The following is a 24,652-nucleotide window of genomic DNA, read 5'->3' as shown; positions in this document are numbered from 1 at the left end:
CTAAATATCCTTAAAACATATAAATACTTGGGACTTATCACACAAGCCAATAGCACAGCGTACTCAAAAAGTGGTATCATGTTAAAAATAATAACTAAACATAAAGAATAATGAACATTATATATAGCGAAAATACAATCCCAGTTTGTACATCACGAACTTTAATACTTTTACCTGATTATCACGGGAGTTCTTTAACATACCTATGGGATGATTACTCATATAAAACAACATTTAAAGCCTATATCTATATTAATGATAGAAAAATCGACCTTGGTTATATAAAAATATTATTCAATGGGCATAGTAATAGTCATGAATATATTAAAAGTAACTTTAGCCTTTCCACACCAAACATTTATCATTTGAAAGAATTAAGCCAACATACGTTCGTATCTATAGGTTCAGATATTGATTATTATAAAAAACTAAATACTATAACAAGTAATCGTTTTAAAAAAAGGTTACTACAATCATTAAATGATGCTAGTTACTTTTCTTCAAAAGTCGACTCATTTAAGTTATGGGATGGTTTTCAAGAATCATTATTACGAGATTCTAGTGACTCCGCTATTATTAACAAAGGATTCCCTATAGCAATGGGAAAATATAAACCTTTAGTTAAATTTGATTTCCCCTCCAATGTTGATGAAAACAAATCGGTCACATTTCAATTTGATAAAAACTCACAATTTTCTGGAAATATAAATGTTATTGTTGGGAAAAATGGTTTAGGTAAGACAAGAACACTCCAGTCGATAGCGAACAATTACATTAATATTGAAAAAACTAATAATGACCTCCCTTTTTTCCTTCGACTAATTGTAGTTTCATTCTCACCATTCGATTCATTTTTAACCACTTCAGATTTAAAAAAAATAACTGACAGAGGATATAATGAAACAGAAAGTGAAGAAAGGGATGATAGATCAGAATTGACAAATGATTATTCTTATATTGGTCTTAAATCAGATGACGGTGGCATTAACTTTGACGAAGCAAGCAATAAAAGTGCAGCAGCATTAATTTCAGCAATAATAGATGACCATGAAAATGGATGGTTTAGAGATTTTGAAAAGCTAGAACTTATTGTTGACACATTAAAATTAGCAATAGACTTTGATGAAATTGCAATCAAAAAAAATGATGGTGATATATTATTTAGCAAAGATTTATATCGCTTTGCACTTACACAAAAAAATGTTAAACCTCTAGATAGAGAAATGTATGAAATAGTATTACTGTCTTATAGTGGCGATGCTTTAAAGTTAAGTTCGGGACAAAAAATATATTCTTTGATGATACCAAGAATTATTAGTGAACTAACAGAAGAATCATTAATTCTAATTGATGAACCTGAATTATATTTACATCCAGAACTAGAAATTGGTTTAATGTCAATGTTGAAGCTAATACTCAAAAAAACATCTTCTTTTTGTATTATAGCTACTCACTCTTCAATAATAGTAAGAGAAATAAAAAGAGAGTTTGTGCATGTTTTTAGAGGTCCAAATAATATACTAAAACCTGAAATTGAAACGTTTGGTAATTCTTTAGATGAAATAACCGGATATGTTTTCAATGACTATAATACGCATAAGCCATATCAAGAATTAATTAAATTACTACTTGAATCAGGGAAATATGCTTCAATAGAAAATGCTATACAAGAATTATCAAACGAAGTTGGTGATAGTGCATTATCTTATCTATATCAATTAAAAAGAGCTGAAATAAGTAATGATTAATATATTAAACCTTCATTTAAGTGGGGTTAATGATAATGGTTGGTTAAATTTAGCTATTACTAGTGATAAACATACAGTAAGGAAATTAAAAAAACTAGAGCCATTTATAAGGTATAGGTATACAGAATATAACAATATAATAAAACATTATCAAAAAGAACCGTCGAACTCTCGATTTGAAAATCACTCTACGCTTCTAAAAAACTATTATTTAAATGCACCCACAAATTTAAATCCATTAATTTTAGCACGTAGACATAATAAAGAATTAGAACAATGTCCTTTTTGTGGCCGACCTTGTAACCCTGCCATATTAGACCATTTTGTACCTAAAACAAAATGGCCTGAATTTGCTATATACCCTAACAATCTTGTAAATCAATGCGAAACTTGCTCAACAAAAAAGGGGGAACGATTTTATTGTTCAATATCAAACTCATCTAAGTATATTCACCCTTTGTATTCTAATTTACTATCAAAATTAGAATATGAATATGACATTCAAATCAATAACCCAACTAATATGAGATTAGCAAATATATCATTGACACTAAAAATACCAAGAAATTTTAGAAAAAAACAAAGAGATCGAGTTAAGTTACATTTAAAATCTCTTGATACTATTAATTTTGCAACTGATTATGCTCAAGAAATATATCTAAAGCGGTTACGAGAAGCTGAAAAAAGAAAAGTTAACATTTGTAATATGCTTAATGATTTCGTACTTTTAAATACTAATACACCAGAAAATAATTGGAAGGTCTGTTTATATAAATCGATGTTAAACAACCCTATAATTGTTACACATTTTAATAATCTTGCTCCTTAAAAATATGAACTAATTTTCTACAGACAAAGCCGCTGCATTCCTCTTATCAGAAAGCCAATCCACCAAGACTTTGATAACTGGCATGTAGTGGCGAAAGCGTGAATACGTGATCCTCAAAGTTAAACAAAAGTATGCAAAACGGGTTTCTTGAGTCCACTGAATACGACTGTCATCGCAACATTGGCACTTACGTGTCACCCCAACACTCCAAAAATAGAAACCTCCCTCAACAAAAATCTCTGCTAATTTTTATCTATCTTCCCCTCCTAATGCCTTGCGATTATGTGATAGATCTCTGATAATTAATGTATTGCTCTTAATTGGACACACTTATGCCGCAGGATAACGCACCAAGTTTCTTCTTTTTCGATTATGAAACATGGGGAACTAGCCCATCTCTCGATCGCCCATGCCAATTTGCTGGGGTTCGTACCGATGAAGATTTCAATATCATTGGTGAGCCATTAGTTATTTACTGCCGCCCTCCCATTGATTATCTGCCCTCTCCTGAAGCGTGTTTAATTACGGGTATCACACCACAAACCGCAGTAAGCAAGGGGTTATCTGAGCCTGAGTTTATCGCCAAAATTCATCATGAATTATCACAGCCAAATACGTGTTCATTAGGCTACAACAATATTCGTTTTGATGATGAAGTCTCACGCTACACCTTATATCGTAACTTCTTTGAACCGTATGGTTGGAGCTGGCAGAACGGTAACTCACGTTGGGATCTACTTGATGTAATGCGTGCTGTTTATGCGCTACGTCCTGAAGGCATTGAATGGCCAAAAGACGAAGAAGGCAAACCAAGCTTTAAATTAGAAAAACTCTCTCAAGCAAACGGCATTGAACATGAAAATGCCCACGATGCGATGGCTGATGTTATTGCGACTATTGAGTTAGCAAAAGTCGTAAAAAAAGCACAACCAAAAATGTTTAACTATCTGCTTTCTATGCGCCATAAAAAGAAAGCGGCGACGTTAATCGACATCGTTGAAATGACACCGTTAATGCACGTATCTGGTATGTTTGGCGTAGATAGAGGCAATATCAGTTGGATTGTGCCTGTTGCTTGGCACCCAACGAACAATAACGCGGTGATCACGATTGATTTAGCATTAGACCCAAGTGTGTTCCTAGAGTTAGATGCCGAGCAGTTACATCAACGCATGTATACCAAACGAGCTGATCTTGCGCCAGATGAATTACCGGTTCCGGTTAAATTAGTACATTTAAACAAGTGTCCTATTCTTGCGCCGGCTAAAACCCTGACCGCTGAAAATGCTGAAAACTTAAATGTCGACAGAGCGGCGTGTTTAAAAAATCTTAAAGTGATCCGTGATAATCCTGAGATCAGACAAAAGCTAATCGCGCTTTACAGTATTGAACCTAACTATGAGAAATCAACCAATGTAGATACCCTTCTCTATAATGGTTTCTTCTCTCATGCTGATAAAACGACGATAGATATTATCCGTCAATCAACGCCTGAGCAGCTTATCGATTTTGAACCAAATGTCAGTGACCCTCGCATTAAGCCTTTATTGTTCCGCTACCGTGCGCGTAATTTTCCGCATACGCTAAATGAAACTGAACAATTAAAGTGGCAGGCTCACTTGCAAGATTATTTCCAAACTAATTTGCCAGAATATGAATCAAGTTTTGAAAACCTATACCTTGAATCGGAAGGCAATGAGAAAAAGACTGCGATTCTTCGCGCCGTTTATAATTACGTACAACAGTTAGTATCATGATTAAATACCTTTACTCTTTCGCATGGATTTTTGCTTCATTGTTTGCTGGAAACGGCATTCAATCTTGGCTAAATATTTCAGTACCCGGCAGTATTCTTGGAATGCTTATTTTATTCTCTGCTATGGTTATTGGTGTATGCAGGCCGGACTGGACCGCGACAGGTTGCCAATTTTTCATGCGTAATATGTTAATTTTATTTATTCCGATCTCAGTTGGGTTAATGACGCATTTCGATTTGTTAATCAACAATGCGATTCCAATCATTGTGAGTACCGCTGGTGGCTCATTATTGGTTTTAGTCTGCCTATCGTTATTTATTGATCGCCTTGATAGAGGAAATAAATAATGTGGGTTATCTTAACCGTTATCGTGTTTTATTCGGCCCGTTGGTTTGCGAAGCGTTTCCCTCACCCAATCAATAACCCATTATTGTTGAGTGTTTTTATCGTTATTCCAATCTTGATGGTGTTACAAGTACCTTATGACACTTATTACGCTGACAATGCGTTTTTAAGTTACTTGTTGCAACCTGCCGTCGTTGCTTTGGCTTATCCGTTGTATGAGCAATTACCGCATATTCGTGAAAACTGGAAAATCATTCTGCTGGCGTGCTCTGTCGGCTCACTGTTTTCAATGCTATCTGGTGCGTTCTTAGCTGTCTGGATGGGTGCGGATATGCAACTGGTTGCAAGTATATTACCAAAATCAGTTACCACACCGATTGCGATGGCTATCTCAAGTCAACTTGAAGGTGAAGCTGCGATTGCGGCTATCTTGGTTTTATTAGCCGGTTTGATGGGCGCTATTTGTGCTTACCCTATCTATAATATGTTAGGAATTAAGAGCTCATTGGCAAGAGGCTTAACGATGGGGAATGTTTCTCATGCCCTTGGTACTGCGCAAGCGGCTGAGGTTGACTCTCAAGATGCGGCGTTTAGTTCTCTCGCTTTAGTGATCTGTGGGATAATTACGTCATTGGTTGCGCCTCTTATTTACTCATTATTGGTATTTATAAAAGGATAATCGGTTAAAACCCCACCAAACCAGTGTGACCTCTCTCTCATTGATGTAAATAATGTATATTTACATCAATGAGTGTGATATTGATCTGTGTTTCTATGGCTATAGTCCCTAATAATGAGCCCAGAAGAAATTAAAAAGGATCACACCGATGACCACTCTACACTCTACCGCAGTACAACAACGCTTAGAAAATGCCCTTTCTGATCTGCCTGCAGATTTACAATCAGCGCTGTCTTCTTTAATTAATACTCAATTTAAAGGCGTCATTACTAAAGCTCAGTTTCAAGCTTTACTCGCTGAGAGCAAACTTAATGATAAAGAATTACGCTTAGCCTTACTTCCTCTTGCCGCAGCGTTCTCTGTTGCTCCAATTTCTAATTTTTATGTTGGTGCTATTACTCGTGGCAATTCAGGTGATCTTTATTTTGGTGCAAACATGGAGTTTAGTGGGGTTCAGTTAGGCCAAACAATTCATGCTGAGCAATCTGCTATTAGCCATGCGTGGATCAAAGGCGAAACGGGTATTTCTGATATCACTATCAACTTCAGTCCTTGTGGTCATTGTCGTCAATTCATGAACGAGCTAACAACGGCTGATAGCTTGATGATTCAATTACCTGAGCGCGATGAGAAGTCTCTACAAGAATATTTACCTGAATCTTTTGGTCCCAAAGATCTTGGCATTGAAGGCGGTTTATTGGCGTCGGTTTCACATGGCCTTGCGTTAGATGCTGGCTCTGATCTATTAATCAGCGCATTGAAAGCAGCAAATCAAAGTCATGCTCCGTATTCACATAATATCAGTGGTATTGCGCTTGAGATGAAGAGTGGTCATGTTTATCACGGTATGTACGCTGAGAATGCGGCATTCAACCCAAGCTTACCACCACTTCAAGTTGCCCTAATTCATGCCAATATGTCTCGTGAATGTTTATCAGAGATAACAGCGGCAGCCTTGGTTGAACACCATAAAGGCGCAATTAGCCACTTAGCGATAACTAAAAGTACCTTAGAGGCTCTTAGCCCTGAAGTGACTTTAGAGTACGCATCTATTTAGCTTTACCTATAAAAAACAGCTAAAAAAAACAAAGAGGAGGTTATTAATTAACCTCCTCTTTTTTCTTGTTTATCTTATTCTATCCAATCACTATTGTTGATTACTTTTCCAACGAATTTCAGCATCAATATCAGTGTTTTCTCATCCAGAAGAGAATCTAATACACTAAAAACCCGTTCTTTTTGCTCTAATGCAATCTATTTAGCAAAGTGTGTGATTTATCTCTCATGATATAACAAAGAGAAAGTGATAAAAAATAAAAGCAAACGTTTGCGTATTCGTTTAGTTTTAGTATGATGCTCGTATAACCACGACCCATTATTACATGAGAATTTATTATGTTTGGTACCGCTCTATCTTCTTCTGCAACAAAAGTATTATTACTTGGCTCTGGGGAACTTGGTAAAGAAGTTGCTATTGAATGCCAGCGCCTTGGTTTAGAAGTCATCGCTGTTGATCGCTACTTAAACGCACCAGCAATGCAAGTTGCTCACCGTAGCTATGCCATTGATATGTTAGATGCGGACGCACTGGAAGCAATCATCAAAAAAGAACAGCCTGATTACGTTGTTCCTGAGATCGAAGCGATTGCTACAGATAAATTAGTCGAGTTAGAAAAACAAGGTCTTAATGTTGTCCCTACTGCGAATGCAACAAAACTGACAATGAACCGTGAAGGTATTCGCCGTTTAGCCGCAGAGGAATTAGCACTTCCTACTTCTCCTTATCGTTTTGTAGATACTTATGAGGAGTTGGTAGAAGCGGTTAAGTTTATTGGTATGCCTTGTGTTATCAAACCAGTAATGAGTTCATCAGGTAAAGGCCAAAGCGTAATTAAAACCGAAGCGGATATTAAAACCTCTTGGGATTATGCTCAAGATGGCGGTCGCTCTGGTGCTGGACGAGTCATTATTGAAGGGTTTGTGGATTTCGATTATGAGATTTCACTGCTGACTGTTCGTGCAGTTGATGGCGTTCATTTCTGTGCGCCAATTGGTCACAGACAAGAAGATGGTGATTTCCGTGAATCATGGCAGCCACAGGTTATGACCGAAGCTGCACTTAAACTGGCTCAAGATGCTGCTGAAAAAGTAGTGAATGCACTAGGTGGTTACGGCTTGTTTGGTGTTGAGCTGTTCATTAAGGGTGACAACATTTACTTTAATGAAGTCTCACCTCGTCCACACGATACTGGTTTAGTTACACTTATTTCTCAAGAAATGTCTGAGTTTGCTTTGCATGTTCGTGCCTTTACTGGAATGCCAATTAACAGCATTACTCAATATGGTCCTTCTGCTTCTTCTGTTATTTTAGGCCAAGGAACATCAACTAATATCCGCTTTGATGGATTAGCAGATGCACTTAGCCAGCCTCAAACTCAAGTTAAGTTATTCGGTAAACCAGAGATTGATGGCCGTCGTCGTTTAGGTGTTGCTATTACTCGTCGTGATAATCTAGATACTGCCATTGAAGATGCAATTTCGGCTTCAGGTAACGTTAAGATTACTTATTAGTAAATACAGGTAATTTCACAACAGAGCGGTATTTATGTGCTGTTCTGTTGTCTTTTATCCTATCTCAATTCGATTTTTCTCTTTAATTTAAAAAATTTGATCATTTCGTTATCTAACCGTTGCAACCTTACAAGGTTAACAGGTATAAATAACGGATACTGATTCTTTATTTATATTTAACCTCTCACCATGGATGATGACTATGTTTGAAAAAATCTCTGCCGCTCCAGCTGACCCAATACTTGGGCTTACTGACGAATTTAAAAATGACCCTCGTGCTGAAAAAATCAACCTTGGTGTTGGTATTTATAAGAACGAAGCAGGTCAAACTCCTGTACTAAACACGGTAAAAAAAGCAGAAGCGGTATTGCTTGATACTGAAAAAACAAAGTCATACCTAACAATTCAAGGAACTGCAGAATATGGCCTTGCAGTTCAAAAACTATTATTTGGTGCTGATGCTCAAGTTATCACTGAAAAACGCGCTCAAACAGCTCAAGCACCGGGTGGCACAGGCGCACTACGTGTTGCTGGTGAGTTCATTAAACGTCAATTAGGCGACGTGAAAATTTGGATCAGCAACCCAACGTGGGCAAACCACATTGGCGTATTTACTGCGGCAGGGATTGAAACTGCGCAATACAGCTACTATAACGCTGAAACTAAATCAAAAGACTTCGCTGCGATGCTCTCTGATCTTCAGCAAGCAAGTGAAGGCGATGTAGTTCTACTTCACGGTTGCTGCCATAACCCAACGGGTATTGATCCAACGGCTGCTGAGTGGGAAGAATTAGCAAAACTGTGTTCAGAAAAAGGGCTATTACCTTTATTTGATTTTGCATACCAAGGTTTTGCGAAAGGTGTTGAAGAAGATGCTTCTGGTTTACGTGTTTTTGCTCAATACTGCCCTGAATTATTAGTCGCAAGTTCATTCTCGAAAAACTTCGGTCTATACAATGAACGAGTTGGTGCATTTACGCTGGTAGCAAAAGATGCTGCGGTCGCTTCTGATGCCTTCTCTCAAGTGAAAGCCATTATTCGTTCTATCTACTCTAACCCTCCAGCTCACGGTGCTGCGGTTGTTACGCATATCTTAAATGATGATGCTCTACGTACAGAGTGGGAACAAGAAGTCGCTGAAATGCGTGATCGTATTCAAGAGATGCGTACCCTGTTTGTAGCGACATTAAAAGAGCAAGGCGTTGCTGCTGATTTTAGCTTTATTGAAGGTCAAAATGGCATGTTCTCTTTCTCTGGTCTTTCTAAAGAGCAAGTTAACCGCTTAAAAGATGAGTTTGCTATTTATATCGTAGGCTCTGGTCGTATCAGTGTTGCTGGCATGACAAAAGACAACATGCTTCCTTTATGTAAAGGGATTGCGGCGGTTCTTTAATCCTACGAACATTGCATAAAATCAATAAAGGCGCTTAATTTAGCGCCTTTTTTATGTCATCAATTCAACGACTTCTTTTACTTTCTTGCTTGAATGACGATATTACGGGGCGTGTCTTCTTTTACACAAAACTGCCCTATTCGTACTTCATAGCCTGACTCTTGCATTAATAATGCGCGATCTAAACAGAGCCACACTTCTAGTGGTCTTTTAAATAAATGTTGGATCAAATCGCATTTTTCCATCACGAGAAAAGCGGTCTTTCCTTTTTCTAGCCAGAATTCATAATCTGTATTGTCTGGTAATATCAGTTCTTTTTTCTCAGCCGCCCAATCACAAAAGGCTTCAAAACCATCACTTAATAATGATTTTTTAATACTTGGGATAGAAAGATATGCATTACTCTCACTCAATGATTGCTGTAATGCCTTAAAGCCTAAACGAAAGCACATTTCTAACTCACGATGCTGCAACGTTCGTTGTCCTGCAACCACTGTTTCTTGTAATGGTAAGCGTAAATCTTCTTTTGATAGTACCAATGCAGATTGATTGGCTAATGCAGAGAGACTGACATAACTTTCATCTTTTGTGAGATGGAAACAGCATGGTGAAATGGTAACCGCATCAATATGATTAGAGATCCCCTCTCTCAATAAATTGATGTGTAAGTCACCACACGCATGTAGTGCTACGGCATGTTGTTTTTCTTTGATTAACTCACCACAGCGTTCAGAGAGTGCATCACCTTGCACAAAGGTCATCGCTAATTGATGCGCATCAGCATAGGTTTGTCCGCTATCACACAAGGTTTGTTGCCACTCTAAGGTTGTCACCGGTTTAGCTGTTGTCGCGTTCAATACACGCCCTAAGTACCCTTTACCACCACACCACTCTAGCCATTCATTCTCTGGTTGATAGTAATCAGCCCCTAATGCACCAAGTTTTGTAATTTGCTGCCATTTACGACCATTTATCCCACTATCTAACCCTTTTGGTGTCGGCTTTAGAGGCGCGTGAAGCTCTGGTAGTTGTCCAAGTTTATACAGTGCTTGTAATTCAGGGATGAAGGCTGAAAGGATGTGCGCTAACTCTTCTGGCTCAGACTTTAATCGCAGCACTTCACAAGAGGATAACGAATCTAGCCACTGACTTAGCTCATTATGTGTTGAGCGCCAAGGATAATCTGAACTGTGAAATGCAGAAAATTGCCAAAAAAAGACCGTCTGAGTTAACAAACGGTCTATATCTAAAAACTGCTGAGAATGCATGAGAGCGGCCCTGAAAATAGTATCAGGGTGATCTTAACGGACAGGGAGATTAATGTCTTTAAACATCTCTTCAATTTCGTGATTATTTTTAAGCATTGTTGCTTGCTCTACAATTGGGCGCGTTAAGTGTGGTGCAAAACGTTCCATAAAATCAAACATATAGCTTTTTAAGAATGACCCCCGCTTGAAACCGATTGTTGTTGTACTTGCATCAAAGATGTGGCTTGCATCTAAAGCTACCAAGTCTGAGTCTCGATCAGGATCCATCGCCATACTTGCAATAACGCCGACGCCGATACCTAAACGAACATACGTTTTAATTACGTCAGCATCTGTTGCTGTAAAGACTATTTTTGGCTTTAATCCCGCTTTATTAAAAGCACTATCTAGCGCAGAACGACCGGTAAATCCAAAGACATAAGTCACTAAATCATAAGCGGCTAAATCTTCAATCGTTAGGTTTGATTTAAGCGCTAATGGATGATCTTTTGTCACCACAATAGAACGGTTCCAATGATAACAAGGAAGCATGATCGCATCTTGGTATAAATGTAGAGCTTCAGTAGCAATAGCAAAGTCTGCCGTGCCTTTAGCTATCGCATCAGACATTTGTGTTGGTGTTCCTTGATGCATATGTAAAGAAACATCAGGATAGCGCGTTTTAAATCCTTTAATCACATCAGGTAATGCATAACGCGCTTGAGTATGCGTTGTGGTAATATTCAACACGCCGCGTTCTGGATGAGTATGCTCACCTGCGACTGATTTTATGCTCTCCACACGAGAAAGGATCTCACGAGATATTTTAACAATTTCTTCACCTGATGGCGTCACACGAGTTAGATGTTTACCACTTCGTTCAAAGATTTGAACACCCAATTCATCTTCTAATAAACGCACTTGTTTACTGATACCAGGTTGCGAAGTATAAAGAGCTTCCGCGGTTGAAGACACATTTAAGCGATGGTTAACCACTTCTACAATATATCTGAGTTGTTGTAATTTCATGTTATTTGCCTGTAATCCTTTACATTAAATTAAATTTTACTTATACGATATAGTTATATACTCATTCCCATCTATTTTCAAAGGCTTAAACCTAATTTTCAATAACTGTTTGCTTTTTAACCAAAAAAAGTAAAGAAATGTGAACAGCTGTCGATAAATTTAAAGAATAACTAGTATGATAAATTACTTTCGAGTAATTTAGTCATTAAGAATGAAGCCCCTGCTATTCATTTAGATTACAAGCTGTTACACTGGAATAATTACTATTGGACATATGATAAAAATATGAATATTGCTCTTATTATTGGACTTTTTGCGATTCTACTTACCTTAATTATTGGCTATAACATCATTGTTCAATACAGAACAAAGATTGAATCGGCTAAGAAACAAGAATGTGCAAAACATATGGCTATCATTGACTCAACTGAAGAATTGATCGGTAATGCTCATCACCTACCTTACAGCAAAGAATTATTAGTTTGTCTTAATCAACGAATTCTGGACGCATTACGCGCTATTGCAGAATTAGAAATGAACGATCGCTCTTATCCTTCACGCATTGAAAATATGGAGCAACAGCTTCATCAGCTAAAAACTAACTATACTGGTGGCGATAGCACAAACTTCAAAGTGCCGAGTAACGATAAACAAGCACTTGTCATGCTTAAGTTAGTAAAACGTCTACGCGATGCATTACGAGCGGAGCATAAAAAAGGCCGAGTGAACACTCAAGTCTTTGTGGCCGAAAATGCACGTCTTGAATCAATTCAAGTTCGTATTAATATTGAAAATGTAGTGAAGCGCGCTAAAGAAGCAACACAACGTGGTCAAGCCGGTACTGCTCGTCAATTACTAAAAAAAGGCATCGATGCTCTATCAAGTAAGAACGATGGTTACTCAAATAAAGCACGTACTCAACTTCAAGATATGCTTGATGAACTAAACAATAAGACGAAAAAGAAACAAGACCAAGAGCTGCAAGATAAATTAGATAAACACAAAGATGACGACATCGATGTATTATTCCAACCAAAGAAAAAATGGTAATCTGGTTTTTAACCGCTATTAAGTGATTTAATCGGTAAGATTAAACTGATGGTTGCTGAGATACTCAAATAAAAAAGATCGCACTAAGCGATCTTTTTTTATACCTCCACAAACGGTTCCAATATTTATACTTTTATTGGAACACCGCTATGAAATTTAAAGTCCGTATCTGGTGATTGAATAAGTTCCGCCTCTATCTTCGCAAAATGGGCGATACGCTCACTCACATCCCCACCAGCAACTTGTTCTGCTAAAGTAAGGTAATCTTGATAGTGACGAGATTCTGAGCGTAATAGAGAGATATAGAACTTCGCTAAATCGTCATCTAGATACGGAGCTAATTTGGCAAAGCGCTCACAAGAACGCGCTTCAATAAACGCACCGATAATCAGTTTATCAATTAACGTGCACGGCTCGTGCGTAATAATATTAGTGAAAAGACCTTTTGCATAACGACCAGCTCTGATGTTTTGGTATGGCACATTACGCTGATCCATTATTTCTAATACTTGATAGAAATGATGCAACTCTTCTTTAATCAATAGAACCATCTTATCGATCAAATCTTGGCTGTACGGTGAATCTTTACGTGCCATGATCTTTTTAGAGATATTACTCTTCCCCTTCAGAGTCTCTAAAGTACCTGTTTTTTTATAAGCAAAATCTTCGTAGGGCTTAAACCAATCAAGCAGTACATTCGTACTCTCTGCATCCACTGCATATTTACGAATTAAGTATAGTGCACTTTGTGCTGCTTTAAGCTCGCACATTAAATGATCACGTAAAATAACAGATAAGTTCTCAGGCTTTTTCGCTTCTTCAATCCACTCATCTGGCGTTTCACACAGTAGAAATGAGTTAATTGGCTCTAGTAGTGATTTATCGTACATATCGTTTTTTAATTTGAAAGTTCTGTTAAGCATTATATCAAACCAATCCATCTAACGTTTACTCTTGATCATATTTATCTCATAACCAATAAGCATCAATGGGTTACAGAAAACCAATACCATTTAATTAGCATTAGATCCCATATAAACTCTAAAAAATAGCTTGATCAATAATTAAATTAAAAGTACTGTATAAATACACACTGTATGGATAAACAGGCATTTTATTATGAACAGAGCAATGACATTAAATACGTACTCAAACTCATTTAATCACTCTATCTCACAACACGTAACTAGTGCTGCAAACTTAGTAAACGCACAGTGTGAATCGCACTTTATACAAACGTTGAAAAGCTTATCAAAACAAAATAAATGGATATTCATTACTGCAAATACATCAATGCCAAGCTGTGAAACTCTACTTATGCACGGGGTTGAATTAAATCGATTGGTCAGATTAAAACCATCACATCATTTGTCAGAAATAGAAACTATAGAGAAAGCAAAACTGTGTGGTACCGCAAGCGCTATCATCTGCAACTCTAATTGCTACTATTTTTCTGATTCTCAATGGGTAACATTGAATCGAAAAATAACAGTGCTTCATTAATTCCATAATGATAATCGTTTCAATAAAATAATCATTTCAGTAAAACTATTATTTTACTGATACCATCACTTTATTTAAGTGTCGGCTCATTTAAATGCACTAGAAGAAGATCAATCTCATCATTTTTTTGAAATATCTCTGTATGAGTATTATCTAAAATATAAAGGATTTGTTCATTGTCTAATGTATATGGCAACTTTATTTTTAAGTCACTGATCCCTTCAATTCGAGCTAAACGGATCAGACGAATAATATTAGATTCATCATTTATATGCGAAGAGAGGACTTGTAAAGCTTCTAGACGGAGTCTTTCTTGTGTAGGCATCGAGTCATGCACTGACGCATTCCAAACGGTGCCAAAGGTTGGGAGCAAACTTTTTAGCGCTTGTGAAAAAGTCCATTTTTGATTGCTTGAATTAATAAGAAATGAACTGTAATCAAACTCGATGATATTAGCCATAATTTGCCTCGATATATTCCCGTATCTACTTTCAACATCCTATTGAAAAGCACAAATGTTTTTTCATGGCTATCAGTATCCCGAATATTAAAACCATCGCAAGTGTTAAACCGGATAGAGATCACACTTAATAATTCTCAGCTCTTAACCTTATCATTGACCTAACATGTCGTTTACACAACTACATTTTAATAACAAAAAAACCGCTACTAAGAGCGGTTTTATCATTGGAACAACGGGTGACTAACTATCAATTAAGATTAGTATTTTTAGAAATAATTGGATCTATTTTTATCTCATATTCATTAAAATAAATCTTACATGGGCTATGTTCACGTTTTGTTGTTACCTGTTCATCAGAATATTGAATTGTCACTCTTGGGTAAACACGCTCAGTGACTTTAACAACGTTCTCGCTCAATTGTTTTCTTAATTCTTCTTCTGCTGACTGAAAGCGGTTCATAGAAAGAGCCATCTCTTTATTTGAATCTTCTTTCATTGTCTTTACGCGTTCAACTTGCTCTGGTGTACGATCTGCTTTTGGTATTTTGGCTAAATCCATTTCCGCACGAACTACTTTCATTGTGTTTTCTTGAGCAGCTTTGTATTTAGTATTTAGATCTGCAATGTTTTCTTTGTACTTATCAAAACGAGTAAATGCTTTGACTAAAGTATCAGTACCTGCCGTTGCGCCTAAGTTTACCGTTGTAATATTAGCGCCAGCATAAATTTCACCACCAACGATTGACCCATTACGACCCGATTTATCCATTACGGTGACTGAATTTTTACTTTTCACAAAACTTTGAATGGCGTGTAATCCTAATTCGATATCACCAGAGGCTTGCAGATTGGCAGATTGCACAAATTTTGCGGTAATCTTTCCACCAGATTTGACAAAACAAGTGTACTCCTCACCCTCTTCAACTTGGTGTCCAATAATCCCTTTCATGGCAATTACATCGCCATGAGCTTGAACATCTGCAGATTCAATAAAGCCACCAACCGTCACACTGCCCGTAGCTTTTACGATCATATCTGCTGCAATATCACCACTGACAATAATGCTGCCTTTAAATTTCACATGGCCTGTTGAGATATCAACGTTATTTAAACACAGCACGTTATCTACATCAGCACCATCTTGATTGATCCACGGCATTCCTGATGTCGCAGCAATAACTAACTCTGGATCATCTGGAGAGATAATTGCGCCTTTACCGGCACGAAGTTTCGTATTTTTGCCAGGTGTCGCTGAAATTATTTCACCTGTGACTGTAAAGCCATCGACGCCTTTTGTTGGAGGTATGCGACGGATGAGTTCATCTCCTTCGACCACAGTAATTGTTTCACCGAGATCTCGCATATCGACTTTATCTTCTTCACCCTCTTTTTCTTGGGGTTGTAATGCTTGTTCACGAAAGTCTTCAACTAAAGGGGTAAAACTTGCGTTCTCACCATCAATAGGCTCTTTACCTTTAGCGACAAGAAGTGAGATTTTCTCTCCTGCTTCTAAATTACGGCTTAATACCATAATTTTCTTCAATGCATTTTTACTAATACCACGAGTGATTTCCATGCTCGTTAAAGCCGATATAATATCGCTACTTTGAATATCTCGCCCACCATAAGCGCCCACAACAGCCATGGTTGCTTTCATGTCTCGCTCTTCTAAAGCAATGATCACTTCTGCATCCCGGCGTTCTGCTACTTGACGATTCTGGTGGTTGGTTACCATTCCACTCTTTATATCATGAATAATTGTAGTGATGATCTTTTCATCAAAGAAAAAACCATTTGCCCCAATCTCTTCTAAAGAATCTTTAAATCCTTTTAAAGTTGGTTCATCATCCGGCTGAAACTTATCAGGAAATCGCAAAACAACACTATTGTCATCCTGTATTAAAGTTAGAAGGGAATCCCACATATCCATCACTCTTAGTATTCATTACAATTATAAATAAACTGCAAATATTAATTAGTTAGCTGTATTCTACAGTTCAAAGTCATCTAAATCTATGTCGGTCTCTTGACGCTCAAAAAACGCCACTAAATCGTCATGTCCACCAATGTATTTACCATCTAAGTAGATTTGAGGAACGGTATTTACTGCAATCCCTTCTTTTTCTTGAATCAATGACACCATTTCATCTTTACTTAAATCAACATCCAAAGTTAATACCTTGTACGCTATATCCTTATCGTCAAAAATTGCTTTTGCTTTAACACAGAATGGACATACTGTTTTTGAAAATATAACGGTTTGAGTTGTGTCGAACATTTCTTTATCTCTTTTATTTATAATTAAATGGTAAAAACAGGATACGATTGTAATTCTGGAACCAATTCGTGAAGTGTTTTTTCTTGATCTGCTATCTCTTTTGCTGAATCACATAACTCTTGAGCGTCGGCTTTAATTTCTTTGCTATTTTCGTTCATCTTTATCTTGATGGACCTTTGAACGTCAGCAAACTGTTGCTGCAATTCTGAAAAGTTTAACTCGCCATTTTGCATCTTATCTGACAATGAATTAAATACACTGGCGAAAAGCTCTTTATCTAAGCTTTGGATCATCACTTCAAAATCATTCTTCCACGTTGTATCCACTTCTTTAAAGAAGTCATGCTCAAGTATTAAATCTTTTCCTTGATAAAATTTTTGCTTAGCCGTTATGCCATATTCATCAATCTTGTTTTTTACTGAATCAAATGAACCTTGAGCATCAAACGAAATTTCGATTTCATTAACAAAATCATTCGCTGCTGCGATCCCTTTATCGGTAAAATCTACGACGGTAGGAATGTAGTTTGCAACTTGTTGCTGATATTTTTCAATGGCCAGTTTTTGCTCTTTAGTCAAATCCATCTCTTTGCCATTAATAAAAACACGCCCTTCTTGATCAATTCTTAATTTATCTTGAGGGTTTTCAACTTTCATATCTCCTTTTGGACTTAATAGTACATCACTTTTAACAACGACAGGACACATGCTTGCCCAACTGTTGCATGACATGACTAGAATACCTAGCGCGATGGTTTTTTTACCTAGCATAACTGCCCTTGTTTATTATTTGTTTGGTCTGTTTAGTTTAACTTATCGCAACTCCTCATCTCAACATGGATTTTTAATACAAAAGAATAGCAAACGTTTGCTTTTGTTCTGGTAGTACAAAATAGTTCTGGTATGATGCGTCCTGTATTTAAATAGTTTATATAGGAATTCAATAATGAATTTTGCCGAACAAGTACTTGCTGTTAATGATGATCTTCCTATCCGCACAGATAAACCAGTACATAGTGGAAAAGTACGCTCTGTATATTGGTTAACAGAAGAAGACAGTCGCCGCCTTATTAAAGAGAAAGGCTACAATGTTGCAGCGGATGCCCCTCTGGCGATCATGATTATCAGCGATCGTATCTCAGCATTCGATTGTATTTGGCACGGTGAAGGCGGCCTTAAAGGTATTCCTGGTAAAGGCGCTGCATTAAACGCAATTTCTAATCACTGGTTCCAATTATTTAAAGATAACAACTTAGCGGATAGTCACATTCTTGATATCCCTCACCCATTTGTGTGGATTGTGCAAAAAGCAAAACCGGTCATGATCGAGGCTATTTGTCGTCAATATATTACGGGTTCCATGTGGCGCGCTTACACCAATGGTGAACGTCAGTTCTGTGGCATTCAAATTCCTGAGCGTTTAGAAAAAGACGAACAATTGCCTGAATTGCTATTAACACCATCAACCAAGGGGGTTTTAAAAGGCATTGATGGCGTACCGGAAGTTGATGATGTAAATATCACTCGTAAAAACATCGAAGATAACTACGCTAAGTTTAATTTTTCTTGCGAAGAAGACATCGCATTATATGAGAAATTATTAAAAGAAGGCTTTGCCGTTATTTCGAAAGCATTAAACAAAATCGATCAAATCTTTGTTGATACAAAATTTGAATTTGGTTACGTTAACGATGCTCAAGGTAATGAAAAACTGATTTATATGGATGAAGTAGGTACGCCTGATTCTTCACGTATTTGGGATAAAAATGCGTATCGCTCAGGTCATATTATCGAAAATTCTAAAGAAGGTTTCCGTCAGTTCTTGCTTAATCATTTCCCTGATCCAGATATCTTATTAAATAAGAATCGTATGGAAGAACGTTCTGCATTAGCTCAAGACAATGCACTGCCGTTAGAAGCGATGATGGAGTTATCAAAAACATATTTGGATATAGCGGCTAAAATTACTGGCGCGCCAATCACACTAAGTGAAAATCCAAAAGCAGAAATTATTAACGTATTAAAAGAAGAATATCAATTAGTTGATTAATCTTTCACTTTTAGCTAAAAAAATGGCGACCAATATGGTCGCCATTTTTGTATTCAAATAATCATAAAATTATAAGAAATGAACCGTTAGGTTAACAGATGCGAAATCAATGTCGTGATTATCAATAGTGAAATTGTTGTAGCCAGCACCTAGAGTAAACATAGGTAAAATACTGTATTCAACACCTAAACCGAAGAATGGATCAACGCCATCGTTATAGCCACCAGACATATCCCAGCTGTGCAGACCCGCTTTACCATAAACGTGCAGAGGGCCAAAGTCGATGCTTGGTTTAACCGCAAAGTTTACAGAAGTTACGTCTACATTGTGGTAAGAACCTAGGTTCCAAGCACCCATTTCTAAACCAATGAAAGGAAGAATACCTGTACCAATGTGTGCACCGTATACCGTTGAGCTATCACCAGCAAAATCAGCAGAACCAGCTTGTAGGCCGCCATAAATTAGTGAATCAGCAGCTGCGGTTACTGATACGCTTGCTAGAGCTAACGCTAAAAGTGTCTTTTTCATTTTCAATCCTATTTTTAAAAAAGGGAGCGGCAATCTTTACCGCTCTTTTTAATCTTGTTTATAATGAAGCAATTAATATGCCGAAATTACTTATAGTTTAGGGGATAGCTTAACAATCGGCAATGGCATTTTTAACTCGTTTATCAGAAACAGGGTATGGGGTGCCTAATTGTTGGGCAAAATAGCTCACTCGCAGCTCTTCTATCATCCAACGGATCTCTTTTACTCTGTCAGGAATTGGCTGCCCTTTGGGGATTTTATTCAACAACTCTTTATAATCGTTATTGATGCCTTCCACTTTAAGTAAGTGCATACGGTCTCGATTAGGATCAATTGGCAATTTTTCCATTCGACGCTCAATCGCTTTCATATAACGATGAATGTCTGCCAATCGCTTCCATCCACATTCTGTTGCAAAGCCTTTGAAAATTAAGTTCTCGATTTGTGCTTTAATATCAGAAAGCGCAAATGCCATGCTTAAATCAACTCGACCTTTTAGTTTTTTCTGTATTTGAAATGCCGTTGTCAAAATCGTTTCAACTTGTTTTGCTATCTCAACAACGGTATCTCCAAGCTCTGCTCGAACGTGCTCTTTCATTTTATCAAAAGCTTCAGGCTCCCAAACTAGCCCCCCCTTCTCTTCAATCAACTTATCAATACCACAAGCGATACAGTCATCAATTAAATCTAACACTCGTCCATATTGATTAAAGTACAAACCTAATTTTGACTTGTTTGGTAAATTGCTATGTAAGTACTTAATTGGCGATGGGACATTAAGAAGGATCAAGCGACGTTGACCTGCTTTCATTGCATTGTGCTGCTCTTCTTCTGTCTCAAACAGTTTGATTTCAACGCTGTCTTTACCATCTACAATTGCAGGATAAGCCTTAACTTCAAAGCCACCACGTTTTTGTGTGTAAAGTGCAGGTAGCTCACCAAAGCTCCACGTTTTAAGCCCTTTCTGCTCAATATCATCATCTGCAACTTGCGATAACGTCTCTTGAACTTTATCTTTTAAACCGTCTTTCAGCGCAAACAGATCACGGCTTTCTTTTAATTTACGATTATGGTGATCCACCACTCTATAGGTTACTTTTAGATGGTCAGGAATTTGTTCTAACTTCCAATCTTCACGTAACACTTCAACACCTGTCATACGACGTAGCTCTTTTTCAAGGCTATCTAATAACGGCGCATCAAATGGCGTTGAACGAGATAAAAACGCATCGGCATAGTTCGGAGCAGGCACAAAGTTACGACGAATTGTTTTTGGCAGTGACTTAATATAAGCAACAACCATTTCGTGACGTAACCCTGGGATCTGCCAATCAAAGCCATCCATCGTTACTTGGTTCAAGATAGGTAATGGTACATGAACCGTAACACCATCGCTGTCTTGGCCTGGTTCAAACTGATAGCTAAGTTTCAGTTTTAAATTACCTTGATGCCAGAAGTTAGGATAGTCAAGATCCGTCACATGACTCGCATCATTTCGAAATAACATCTCTTTTTCAAAATTCAATAAATCAGGTGTTTCTTTTTGAGCTTTTTTCCACCATGAATCAAAATGACGGCCAGAAACAACATCGGTATTTACGCGTTGATCATAAAATTCAGCAAGCTGATCATCATCAACCAAGATGTCACGACGACGTGATTTATGCTCTAACTCTTCAACTTCTTGCAATAGCTTACGGTTTTCTTTGAAGAATTTATGATTGGTATTCCAATCCCCTTCAACGAGTGCTGAACGAATAAATATTTCACGACATACCGCCGCATCGATCGAACCATAGTTAATTTGGCGTTTAAGTACTATTGGAATGCCATAAATAGTAACTTTCTCGTATGCCATTACTGCAGCAGATTTTTTAGACCAATGCGGTTCACTGTAGCTGCGTTTAATCAAATGCCCTGCCAGTGGTTCGATCCATTCCGGTTGAATTTTTGCAACAATACGACCCCATAATTTAGAGGTTTCAACTAGCTCTGCAACCATTATCCATTTTGGCTGTTTCTTAAATAAGCCAGATGCTGGGAAAATATGGTAGCGCGCATTTCGAGCACCTTGGTATTCATTTTTCTCTTGGTCTTTTTGACCGATGTGAGAAAGCATACCGGCTAAAATTGCAGTATGTACGCTTTGATAACCTGCTGCTTCTTGATTGACTTTATAATTAAGCTCTTTCATTACTTGGCTTAATTGATAGTGAACGTCTTGCCACTCACGAACACGTAAGTAGTTTAAGAAATCTTTACGACATTGCTTTCTAAATTGGTTACTTGAAAGGGCCTTTTGTTGCTCTTTCACGTGTTGCCATACATTCACAAAGGTCAAAAAGTCTGAATCTTCATGATTAAAGCGCTTATGCTTATCATCAGACTGTTGTTTTTTGTCACTCGGACGTTCACGAGGATCTTGAATCGACAGTGCTGCCGCAATGATCATCACTTCTTGCAATGCATTGTAATTTGGGGCTTCTAGAACCATACGTGCTAAACGTGGATCGATTGGTAAACGAGCCAATTCACGTCCAACTTTCGTTAAACTTTTCTTCGAATCTTTAGCATTAGGGTTAATAGCCCCCAACTCTTCAAGCAGTTTGACACCATCTTGAATGTTACGATTATCTGGCGCTTCTACAAATGGGAAGGCTTGAATATCACCTAAACCTAACGCGGTCATTTGTAAAATAACAGATGCCAAGTTAGTACGTAAAATTTCAGGATCGGTAAATTCAGGGCGCGCAACAAAGTCTTCTTCTGAGTACAGACGAATACACACACCTTCCGACACACGACCACAACGACCCATACGCTGATTTGCACTGGCTTGTGAGATCGCTTCAATTGGCAGACGTTGCACTTTAGTTCGGTAACTATAGCGACTAATACGCGCAGTACCTGGATCAATAACGTACTTAATACCAGGAACGGTTAACGACGTTTCTGCCACGTTGGTTGCCAGTACAATTCGACGACCTGCGTGAGGTTGGAAAACACGATTTTGCTCTTGAGATGATAAACGTGCGTATAAAGGCACAATTTCAGTGTCTCGTAAGTTACGTTTTTCTAATGCTTCTGCGGTATCACGAATTTCTCGCTCACCCGTCATAAACAGCAGAATATCCCCTAACCCTTCTTCACACAACTCATCGACGGCATCAAAAATGGCTTCAAGCTGATCTCTATCGGTATCATCGCCATCTTCAACAATTGGGCGATAACGTGTTTCAACTGGGTAAGTTCGCCCTGATACTTCAATAATAGGTGCATTATTAAAGTGCTTAGAAAAACGTTCAGGATCGATGGTTGCCGAAGTAATGATGATTTTTAAATCTGGACGCTTTGGTAATAACTCACGCAAGTAACCCATGATAAAATCGATATTTAGACTGCGTTCGTGCGCTTCATCGATAATAATGGTGTCGTATTGATTTAAGTATCTGTCGTTTTGGATCTCCGCAAGTAAGATACCATCCGTCATCAATTTAACTTGAGTGCGCTCAGAGACTTGATCATTAAATCGAACTTTGTAACCAACATGGCTACCTAGCTCGGTTTCCATCTCTTCGGCAATACGATCAGCAACAGAACGTGCAGCTAGACGACGTGGCTGTGTATGACCAATATTACCAAATTTACCTCGGCCTAATTCCAAACAAATTTTTGGTAGCTGTGTGGTTTTACCTGAACCCGTTTCACCAGCAATGATAACCACTTGGTTATTCGCAATGGCTTCTGCGATGTCGTCTTTCTTTTGGCTAACAGGCAGATCTGGGTATTTGATCGTCGGGCGATCCATTTCGCGGTTATTAGCAACCTGCATAGATTGTGCAATGTCTAATGCTATTTCATCAAACACGGCATTTCTTGATTCTTCTTTTTTAATGCGTGATGCGCCATGAATGCGTTTACTTAGGCGAAAACGGTCACGCAGCATACATTCACTTAGGGCTTTTCTAAGTGTTGCTGCTGAATTTTGATTTGATTGACTCAAAATATATCCTACTGAATTTTTTATTATTCATTAACTGCAGGGATTCTATCACATTCTTGGCTCTATCTACCCTCGTGAGACAAAAATCTGTTTTACTCGATTGTAATAATCCACGACTAGAAAACGCAAATCACGCTTAATAAACAGTCAAACTACGCCGTTATTTATGGATTCGATTGCCCGAATGGAGATCCCTTTGCTAAACTTAACGCATTAATCCTAATCATTAAGATGGCTGTATGGAATTTAACGGTAAGCACATTGAACGCGACGCTCAAGGGTATTTAATGAATCATACCGATTGGTGTGAAGAGTTAGTTCCACTTTTAGCACAAGAAGAGAATATCGAGCTGACTGAAGCCCATTGGGAAGTCGTTCGTTTTGTTCGTTCTTTTTATGAAGAGTTCAAAACATCGCCTGCAGTTCGTATGCTAGTAAAAGCGATGGAAAAAGCGCATGGTCCAGAAAAAGGCAACAGCAAGTACTTATTTACGCTGTTTAAATTAGGCCCTGCAAAACAAGCAACAAAACTGGCTGGTTTACCAAAACCTGCAAAATGTCTTTAAGCTTTAGTTCTCCACCCTTAATACATTTTAAAATCAGATAATTCTTGCCACTGGGTTTCAACGCGCTCGAGAGAATCTACACGAGCTAGTTGAGGCCCTGTATTCAACCACTCTTCTAACGCGTTCACTTTATCCTCTTCGCCACAAGCTAACACTTCCACAGAACCATCTGCTTGATTTCGAGCATAGCCTGTTAAATCAAGTTTCAATGCCGTATGCGCAGTATGAAAACGAAAACCTACACGCTGTACTTTTCCTTTTACAGTGAACTTCACTGATTTTTGTGCCATAACTTACCTATAAGTATAATTTATAATAAACGCTTATTAATCATGAAATATTATCAATCTTCACGTCATATATACGGTTCATCCTTTTCTAGAAACGCAAAAAGTGTCAATGTTTTTTTGACGATAATGTACATTTCGTTACAAATATAGTAAAAATTTGAAAAAAAACTAGATGTAGATCATATTTATTTTTTTTATTTAATATAAATTCACAACCAAGTTATTTCAGAGTGAAATGCTTGCTATCTGTACAATCGGATAGCCATATAAACAATATTTTTGATTATGTGAAAACAAATAAAGATAAGCACATAATCAGGAGAG

Annotated in this window: 22 protein-coding genes; 12 read left to right on the top strand and 10 right to left on the bottom strand. The window is 37.7% G+C overall.

Annotated elements, in window-relative coordinates; genetic code table 11:
- The first annotated feature begins 110 nt into the window (after positions 1-110).
- The 8 genes from PVK62_RS16120 (at position 111) to PVK62_RS16085 (ending at position 9,322) form a co-directional block, all read left to right on the top strand.
- Positions 111-1,748: an AAA family ATPase gene (locus PVK62_RS16120; protein WP_274445372.1), complete on the top strand. Its 1,638-nt coding sequence runs from the start codon at positions 111-113 to the stop codon at positions 1,746-1,748.
- A complete protein-coding gene (locus PVK62_RS16115; RefSeq protein WP_274445371.1) occupies positions 1,741-2,577 on the top strand; it encodes a hypothetical protein in 837 nt (278 codons plus the stop codon). Before PVK62_RS16120 ends, PVK62_RS16115 begins: the two co-directional genes overlap by 8 nt.
- A 332-nt stretch (positions 2,578-2,909) precedes the next feature.
- Positions 2,910-4,334 carry an exodeoxyribonuclease I gene (sbcB, locus tag PVK62_RS16110; protein ID WP_274445370.1) on the top strand — a complete coding sequence of 475 codons (1,425 nt, stop codon included), beginning with the start codon at positions 2,910-2,912 and terminating at the stop codon, positions 4,332-4,334.
- Positions 4,331-4,681 (top strand): CidA/LrgA family protein, encoded by a 351-nt coding sequence (locus tag PVK62_RS16105; protein ID WP_274445369.1) that lies wholly within the window; start codon positions 4,331-4,333, stop codon positions 4,679-4,681. Before sbcB ends, PVK62_RS16105 begins: the two co-directional genes overlap by 4 nt.
- The gene (locus PVK62_RS16100) at positions 4,681-5,358 is read left to right on the top strand and encodes a CidB/LrgB family autolysis modulator (protein WP_274445368.1); all 678 of its coding nucleotides are present in this window, start codon (positions 4,681-4,683) and stop codon (positions 5,356-5,358) included. The genes PVK62_RS16105 and PVK62_RS16100 overlap by 1 nt, the downstream gene beginning before the upstream one ends.
- Before the next feature lie 148 nt (positions 5,359-5,506).
- Positions 5,507-6,415: a cytidine deaminase gene (gene cdd / locus PVK62_RS16095; protein ID WP_274445367.1), complete on the top strand. Its 909-nt coding sequence runs from the start codon at positions 5,507-5,509 to the stop codon at positions 6,413-6,415.
- Between the two features lie 338 nt (positions 6,416-6,753).
- On the top strand, positions 6,754-7,929 hold the full coding sequence (purT, locus tag PVK62_RS16090) for a formate-dependent phosphoribosylglycinamide formyltransferase (RefSeq protein WP_274445366.1): 1,176 nt from the start codon (positions 6,754-6,756) through the stop codon (positions 7,927-7,929).
- A 202-nt stretch (positions 7,930-8,131) separates the two neighbouring features.
- Positions 8,132-9,322, top strand: coding sequence for an amino acid aminotransferase (locus tag PVK62_RS16085; RefSeq protein WP_274445365.1), 1,191 nt, complete (start codon positions 8,132-8,134; stop codon positions 9,320-9,322).
- 77 nt (positions 9,323-9,399) lie between these two features.
- Here the strand turns inward: PVK62_RS16085 and PVK62_RS16080 are convergent, their stop codons facing one another.
- Both PVK62_RS16080 and cysB read right to left on the bottom strand, forming a co-directional pair.
- Positions 9,400-10,590, bottom strand: a complete 1,191-nt coding sequence (locus tag PVK62_RS16080) for a methyltransferase (protein ID WP_274445364.1) — start codon at positions 10,588-10,590, stop codon at positions 9,400-9,402.
- Positions 10,591-10,623: 33 nt separating this feature from the next.
- Positions 10,624-11,598 carry an HTH-type transcriptional regulator CysB gene (gene cysB / locus PVK62_RS16075; RefSeq protein ID WP_274445363.1) on the bottom strand — a complete coding sequence of 325 codons (975 nt, stop codon included), beginning with the start codon at positions 11,596-11,598 and terminating at the stop codon, positions 10,624-10,626.
- Positions 11,599-11,883: 285 nt separating this feature from the next.
- Between cysB and PVK62_RS16070 the strand changes: the two genes are divergently transcribed.
- Entirely contained in the window at positions 11,884-12,648 is a 765-nt protein-coding gene (locus tag PVK62_RS16070) for a DNA repair protein (RefSeq protein ID WP_274445362.1), read from the top strand.
- Between the two features lie 125 nt (positions 12,649-12,773).
- Here the strand turns inward: PVK62_RS16070 and miaE are convergent, their stop codons facing one another.
- A complete protein-coding gene (gene miaE / locus PVK62_RS16065; protein WP_274445374.1) occupies positions 12,774-13,538 on the bottom strand; it encodes a tRNA isopentenyl-2-thiomethyl-A-37 hydroxylase MiaE in 765 nt (254 codons plus the stop codon).
- 229 nt (positions 13,539-13,767) lie between these two features.
- Here miaE and PVK62_RS16060 point away from each other — a divergent pair, with 229 nt between their 5' ends.
- Positions 13,768-14,151 carry a hypothetical protein gene (locus PVK62_RS16060; RefSeq protein WP_274445360.1) on the top strand — a complete coding sequence of 128 codons (384 nt, stop codon included), beginning with the start codon at positions 13,768-13,770 and terminating at the stop codon, positions 14,149-14,151.
- Between the two features lie 70 nt (positions 14,152-14,221).
- On the opposite strand, the gene PVK62_RS16055 is transcribed toward PVK62_RS16060, so the two are convergent.
- The 4 genes from PVK62_RS16055 to PVK62_RS16040 form a co-directional block, all read right to left on the bottom strand.
- Positions 14,222-14,611 (bottom strand): transporter, encoded by a 390-nt coding sequence (locus PVK62_RS16055; RefSeq protein ID WP_274445358.1) that lies wholly within the window; start codon positions 14,609-14,611, stop codon positions 14,222-14,224.
- Positions 14,612-14,861: 250 nt separating this feature from the next.
- Positions 14,862-16,538 carry a DUF342 domain-containing protein gene (locus tag PVK62_RS16050; RefSeq protein WP_274445357.1) on the bottom strand — a complete coding sequence of 559 codons (1,677 nt, stop codon included), beginning with the start codon at positions 16,536-16,538 and terminating at the stop codon, positions 14,862-14,864.
- A 66-nt stretch (positions 16,539-16,604) separates the two neighbouring features.
- Positions 16,605-16,892: a glutaredoxin domain-containing protein gene (locus tag PVK62_RS16045; RefSeq protein WP_274445356.1), complete on the bottom strand. Its 288-nt coding sequence runs from the start codon at positions 16,890-16,892 to the stop codon at positions 16,605-16,607.
- Between the two features lie 23 nt (positions 16,893-16,915).
- Positions 16,916-17,662 (bottom strand): DUF2884 family protein, encoded by a 747-nt coding sequence (locus tag PVK62_RS16040; protein WP_274445355.1) that lies wholly within the window; start codon positions 17,660-17,662, stop codon positions 16,916-16,918.
- A gap of 175 nt (positions 17,663-17,837) precedes the next feature.
- On the opposite strand from PVK62_RS16040, the gene PVK62_RS16035 reads away from it, so the two are divergent.
- Positions 17,838-18,941: a phosphoribosylaminoimidazolesuccinocarboxamide synthase gene (locus tag PVK62_RS16035; RefSeq protein WP_274445354.1), complete on the top strand. Its 1,104-nt coding sequence runs from the start codon at positions 17,838-17,840 to the stop codon at positions 18,939-18,941.
- Positions 18,942-19,010: 69 nt separating this feature from the next.
- On the opposite strand, the gene PVK62_RS16030 is transcribed toward PVK62_RS16035, so the two are convergent.
- A complete protein-coding gene (locus PVK62_RS16030) occupies positions 19,011-19,469 on the bottom strand; it encodes an outer membrane beta-barrel protein (protein ID WP_274445353.1) in 459 nt (152 codons plus the stop codon).
- A gap of 109 nt (positions 19,470-19,578) precedes the next feature.
- Positions 19,579-23,415, bottom strand: coding sequence for an ATP-dependent RNA helicase HrpA (gene hrpA / locus PVK62_RS16025; RefSeq protein ID WP_274445373.1), 3,837 nt, complete (start codon positions 23,413-23,415; stop codon positions 19,579-19,581).
- A gap of 296 nt (positions 23,416-23,711) precedes the next feature.
- On the opposite strand from hrpA, the gene PVK62_RS16020 reads away from it, so the two are divergent.
- A complete protein-coding gene (locus tag PVK62_RS16020; RefSeq protein ID WP_122032993.1) occupies positions 23,712-24,038 on the top strand; it encodes a TusE/DsrC/DsvC family sulfur relay protein in 327 nt (108 codons plus the stop codon).
- Between the two features lie 17 nt (positions 24,039-24,055).
- Here the strand turns inward: PVK62_RS16020 and yccX are convergent, their stop codons facing one another.
- A complete protein-coding gene (gene yccX / locus PVK62_RS16015) occupies positions 24,056-24,328 on the bottom strand; it encodes an acylphosphatase (RefSeq protein ID WP_274445352.1) in 273 nt (90 codons plus the stop codon).
- Positions 24,329-24,652: the final 324 nt, after the last annotated feature.

This window comes from Aliivibrio sp. S3MY1 (assembly GCF_028765575.1).
Taxonomy (GTDB): domain Bacteria; phylum Pseudomonadota; class Gammaproteobacteria; order Enterobacterales; family Vibrionaceae; genus Aliivibrio.
The sequence above is the reverse complement of the archived record's forward strand: the minus strand, read 5'-3'. Positions and strand labels throughout refer to the sequence as shown.